The organism is Ammoniphilus soli, from assembly GCF_040813775.1.
Genome location: NZ_JBEGDL010000082.1, coordinates 1 through 5,297, shown reverse-complemented (window position 1 = coordinate 5,297; position 5,297 = coordinate 1). Strand labels below are relative to the sequence as shown.

At 38.8% G+C, this 5,297-nt stretch carries 2 protein-coding genes, 6 tRNA genes and 1 rRNA gene; 2 read left to right on the top strand and 7 right to left on the bottom strand.

The features are described 5' to 3' along the window. Positions 1–221: 221 nt before the first annotated feature. The 6 genes from ABLT31_RS38005 to ABLT31_RS37980 all read right to left on the bottom strand — a co-directional run bounded on the left by ABLT31_RS38005 (position 222) and on the right by ABLT31_RS37980 (position 741). Positions 222–306, bottom strand: a tRNA-Leu gene (locus ABLT31_RS38005). A gap of 17 nt (positions 307–323) precedes the next feature. Continuing rightward, positions 324–399, bottom strand: a tRNA-Lys gene (locus ABLT31_RS38000). 6 nt (positions 400–405) lie between these two features. Beyond that, a tRNA-Asp gene (locus tag ABLT31_RS37995) sits at positions 406–482 on the bottom strand. Between the two features lie 7 nt (positions 483–489). Beyond that, positions 490–566, bottom strand: a tRNA-Met gene (locus ABLT31_RS37990). A gap of 15 nt (positions 567–581) precedes the next feature. Then, positions 582–657 (bottom strand) — tRNA-Val (locus tag ABLT31_RS37985). 7 nt (positions 658–664) lie between these two features. Continuing rightward, positions 665–741 (bottom strand) — tRNA-Glu (locus tag ABLT31_RS37980). A 223-nt stretch (positions 742–964) separates the two neighbouring features. Here ABLT31_RS37980 and ABLT31_RS37975 point away from each other — a divergent pair. Beyond that, positions 965–2,110, top strand: coding sequence for a replication initiator protein A (locus ABLT31_RS37975; RefSeq protein ID WP_367760908.1), 1,146 nt, complete (start codon positions 965–967; stop codon positions 2,108–2,110). Between the two features lie 728 nt (positions 2,111–2,838). Then, positions 2,839–3,870, top strand: coding sequence for a helix-turn-helix domain-containing protein (locus ABLT31_RS37970; RefSeq protein ID WP_367760907.1), 1,032 nt, complete (start codon positions 2,839–2,841; stop codon positions 3,868–3,870). 1,253 nt (positions 3,871–5,123) lie between these two features. On the opposite strand, the gene rrf is transcribed toward ABLT31_RS37970, so the two are convergent. Then, a 5S ribosomal RNA gene (gene rrf / locus ABLT31_RS37965) occupies positions 5,124–5,238 on the bottom strand. Positions 5,239–5,297: the final 59 nt, after the last annotated feature.

Here is a 5,297-nt window from a genome sequence, read left to right as displayed (position 1 = left end):
TCAGTTTTCAAAGAACATTCATTTGCTTCTTTTTCAATCGCCGCCGAAGCGACAAGATCTAATTTATCATGTTTCTTTCTTTGTTGCAATACATATTTTTTTCCAGTGATTCGTATTTTACGCTATCGAATCAAGAATAAAAATATAGCAGATACAACTTGAAACATCAATCTCCAATTATTTGCAAAGGTACTCTCGTTACAAACGGAGATAATAATAGATGGTACCGAAGGTCGGGGTCGAACCGACACTCCTTGCGGAACACGATTTTGAGTCGTGCGCGTCTGCCAATTCCGCCACTTCGGCATCGTTTGTACATATAATGGTGAGCCATACTGGACTCGAACCAGTGACACCCTGATTAAAAGTCAGGTGCTCTACCAACTGAGCTAATGGCTCAAAACATGGCGGAGCTGACGGGACTCGAACCCGCGACCTCCGGTGTGACAGACCAGCGTGAACTCCAACTTCACCACAGCTCCATGTTTTTGGTTGCGGGGACAGGATTTGAACCTGCGACCTTCGGGTTATGAGCCCGACGAGCTACCGTGCTGCTCCACCCCGCGATTATTCGATAATTATGGTGGGCGCTGACGGGATCGAACCGCCGACCCCCTGCTTGTAAGGCAGGTGCTCTCCCAGCTGAGCTAAGCGCCCTTTTATATGGTGACCCGTAGGGGATTCGAACCCCTGAATGCATGCGTGAAAGGCATGTGAGTTAAGCCGCTTCTCCAACGGGCCACATCAAAAGCGACAGGTGTAAATATACCATGCTAGAAAAAACTAATCAAGTAGTAATTTTTGTATCCATTAAAGGTATAATCCATCTTAATAGATTAAGCTCTTTAAGAGCTATTCTCCTTTAATCTCCATACCCCTTACCTCATTTACAGTACGTCATTCCATTTGTAGTACAGTATCATTAAATCAGTGTTCCATATAACATTAAAGAAAGGAACATCCTATGAATAAAAAGGAAGCAGAAAAACTATTAAATGAATTAACCCACGAACTAGAACAACTGACGGATCAATTCGATCATCATGATCCATCCCATTTGCCGATAATTAAATTAGAATTTCAAAAGAAAATCATAGATGCCGCTAATGATCTAAAAGATATTGATAAGAAGATCCTAAATCATTTAGAAAAACAATTGGAATCCACCAACCATCCTCATTTTGCGATTAAACGGGCCATTTTACAGGAAACCAAAAAATTAAAATGGGAAATGTATCGTCATCATACTGACCCTATCGAACGCCAATCGGTTAAAGCCTTTTCCGCTGCAAGTAAACGTAAAGAAGAAAGTAATAGTCAGATTCCTGCCTTACAATTTTTATCCGAACCCCTTCGTGTGCAGAAAGAGAACATGTTAATTGAATATCATACCGGGGAAATTTTGTCCGCTATGGATCAAAAAGTGTTCATGGGATTGCAAGCTTTATGGAACACCAAGGGAAAAGGGCAACGAGTGATTTTCACCTATTATGAGTTAGCTAGCCTCATCGGATTTCCCACAAAAGGTAGCGGATACCGATTGATTGATGAAGCTTTAAACTCTCTATTTAATACTCGAATCTTTCTTCATCAAACTCAACAGATAAAAGAACTAGAGGTAGAAAAACAAGGGATGTACCGTTTGATATCCTCTATTCAAAAAACAAACGTTAAAAAAGGGGAAAGTAATGCACAATATTATGAAGTGTTTTTAGGTGATCTCGTGTACGAAAGTTTAAAACAAGGTTTTTATTCCTATATAAGCATGCCGTTAATCCGAGACTTACAATCAGATACAGCTCAAATCCTCTATGTTTTACTATGCAGCTTAGCCCCAAAACATAAAGTCATTGAAGAAGAACTAGCTTACTTTGTCGATATGTTAGGAATGAGCGTTGCCCGCCCAGCTTCCCAAAAAAATATCTTAGAGCATGCAATCAAGGAATTAGTAGAAAACAAAATTTTAGAAGGTTATGAGATTACTAATGAAGGTAGAGGGAGGTATTTATTTCGATTATACCTATCCGAAGTCATTACGTCCAAAAAACTCCTTCGGGACTCCGTTCAACACCAAACGGAACAATTAAAGATCAATTTTACGACATCCTAAAAAAAATTTTTAGGATTTTTTCTTTCCGAATTGGAAAATTTGTAAAAAAATGGTAGTTTACATAAAGTGCTAACGTAAACTGTAGGTAAGTAAATTTTAAATTATATAGAACTGATTTTTATATATATTAAACGAACGTAAACTGTAGGTAAGTAAAACAGCTAAATTACTTATAAAAAGTAAGTTTAATTTTTTCCAATGTAAACTGTAGGTAAGTAAATTTGGGCAAAAAATGCCCAAAAACGAGATAGTTGGATATACAACGTAAACTGTAGGTAAGTAAAAACTTTGAAGTCCAATAGAAAATATTGTAAAAATATTCAAATATATGTATTTTATGTAAATGAAAGGGATGTAACGTAAACTGTAGGTAAGTAAAAACTTTGAAGTCCAATAGAAAATTCTGGAAACGCCCTATAGTTGGATATGCAACGTTAACTGTAGGTAAGTAATGCCTATTTTTCATTCCTGTGCTAAAGTAAATAACGTTCTTTGAAAGAACCCAAGTAAACTAGTGAAAACACAAAAATGGACAAATAAAAAACGAGAAAGACGCCCCCAATTTAGCTGACGGGCTAAAAGGCGTCTCTCTCGTTCAAAAATAAAGAAAGTCATACAGGAGAAGTATGCTTCTTTGCTATGCAATTGTTGCTTATTTTCATTCTAGCATGCATAGACTTCGAACGGCAATACTTCTCCTGTGTGACGATAAAAAGGAGAAAACGAAAATGAGAGAGTTTTTACAAGATAATTTAAAAGTATTTGTAGTACCAGTCGAACTTATGGATTTTCCTGATTTAGATATTTATGAACAGATGATTTATATGGTTTTACGTTCATATTGTAGCCCTCGAAACAACAGTGCATTTCCTAAATATGCAACGCTAGCAAGGCTTGGACGAATGAGTGAACGAAAAGCCATAGATGCTGTAAAAGGTCTGATAGAGAAGCATTTAATCAAAAAGGAAATTCGTTTAAAAGTGACGAGTAATCGAAAAGTCACGAATGACAGCAATCTTTACACACTGATCCATCCTAATGAAGCCTTGAGCCATCTGGGTTCACAGGATGTACAGGATGCACAGGATGCACCCGGGGGGGTGCACGACATGCACCCGGGGGATGCACAGCGTGCACCCGGGGGGGTGCACGACATGCACTCACCGGGTGCACAGCGTGCATACGAACAAGTCAATTTAACAAATCAAGATAGAACAAAACCATTGAATAATAGTCAGTCAGTCAGTCAGTCAGTCAAAGGAAGTAAAGCAATTAAAAAGACAACTGCTAAAAATAAAAAATTAACTGATCAACCGACGGATATTGAATCCGTTTATTCAAACATTGAAAGTGAAGCAATTAAAACAGCTATTGCTAAAAATAAAAAAATGACTGACCGACTGACGGATATTGAATCCGTTTATTTGATCATTAAAAATCACCCAGGATACAGCGATGCCCTTTTTATTTCGACCTTACAGAAAGCTATAAAGGCTCAAATTAAGGTTCCTTTCGAACAATACTTACTGCGAGCCATGATCAATAACATGCGTGAACAGCAACGCAAACAGACCATAGAAAAAACATCTAAACGGAAAAGTGATCTTCCTGACTACGTTAAAAACCAGCTTGCACAAGATGATAAAGAGGTTGTAGCAAGAGAGCTAGACAAGGAAAAGAAGAAGGAAGCGTTAGACCTACTGTTTCAGCTAAGAGAAATCGATGAGAGGGAATACCAAAAAAGATTGAACGAACTATAAGGTCGCTATTTTCCTTTGTATGGAGCTTTTGATAGATTGATAGGGTTTTGGTACCAACCTAACCAAAAAATTCAATACAGAGCATTCTAGACGGTTTAGAAAACGTTCTGGAAGGATAGTTGAAGTTAATAAAACACCTGTCCTCGGTTCCGTTCTACAACTGTGAGTTGAAAGGAAGGAGATTAATGATATGCCGATCACTAGATTCGCAAGCACTAATGAGGATAATATTGATGATTGGCACGTTATGGAAAGACACTTTCATAGAAAAAAGAACCGCTCCAAATCATGGGTTTTTCGTTGTAAGAACTGCAAGGAAAAAGTTGATGATACTGTGAATCAGAGTTATTGGGTTCGCTTTGATACAGGTGAAATTTATTTTTGTAGTAAAGAATGCGCATTAAACTACCGTACGAATAGCAACCAGATATGAAATTGATGATTCTAGGAGCGGAATCGGACAAGCAAGAAGACAATTAAAACCGCAAAAATAAATGGTAAAAATACGGTTAATTTAAAATTAACCAATTTACTTTTTTTTGCGGTATGATTTCGGTCGCTATCCTAGTCATATAAAGGGCGGGTTGGCTCCTCCTGTCCTTCGTTTAACGCAGAAGACCTCGCCCCATCCACGTACGTTTCTGTACCGAGGTCTTCTGCTACTCGGAAAAGGAGGAGCCAACCAACTGATAAAAGAGGGATAGTTAAGTTTGGAGAGGGCAGTTCAAGTTAAGAGAAAGTTCAAGGTCACAAGAGGGTGTCATTCAAGGGAGTAAGTTCAAGTGCATGGGGTTTTGATTCGAAGATGTCAGGGTTTGAAGGGGATGTCGAGGAAGCCTTCGTATAAGCCCCAAATTTTCCTTCTAACGGGAGTTTGTGGTCTTCTTAGTGTTTCCATAGGGATAAAGAAAAGTGATCGCTAAGAGCCCATTATGAGCGTCTGAGAAGGTTCTTCCTCAGCTAATTCGCTTCGCTCATGCAATCATATGTAGCCCGACTCCATAGTAGCACGCGGTTCCGACTCGACCATAGCTAGATCACTGCCCAGAGTCACGATTGCATTAGTCATTAGGGAAGAAGAATACCCGGACTAGGCGAGGTAAATGAGCCATATATTATGTCATTAGCAGCCTTATTTATTGACTTGCATGATGACGTATAAATGCGTATAAGTATGTATTTGGTCAATGAAATTAAAAATACAAGTAAAACAAAAAACCCCTTATCCAATTTGGATAAGAGGTTTCTATGTAACCTGGCAACGTCCTACTCTCCCAGGGCGTAAGCCCAAGTACCATTGGCGCTGAAGAGCTTAACTTCCGTGTTCGGGATGGGAACGGGTGTGACCTCTTCGCCATCATCACCAGATTGTTGAGGATTATTCCCTCAAAACTAGATAACAACGTAAGTTTTCGAAATGCGTGTTT

Coding starts and splice junctions, on each gene's coding strand:
- ABLT31_RS37975 (WP_367760908.1), top strand. CDS start 965: ATGAATAAAAAGGAAGCAGAAAAACTATTAAATGAATTAACCCACGAA.
- ABLT31_RS37970 (WP_367760907.1), top strand. CDS start 2,839: ATGAGAGAGTTTTTACAAGATAATTTAAAAGTATTTGTAGTACCAGTC.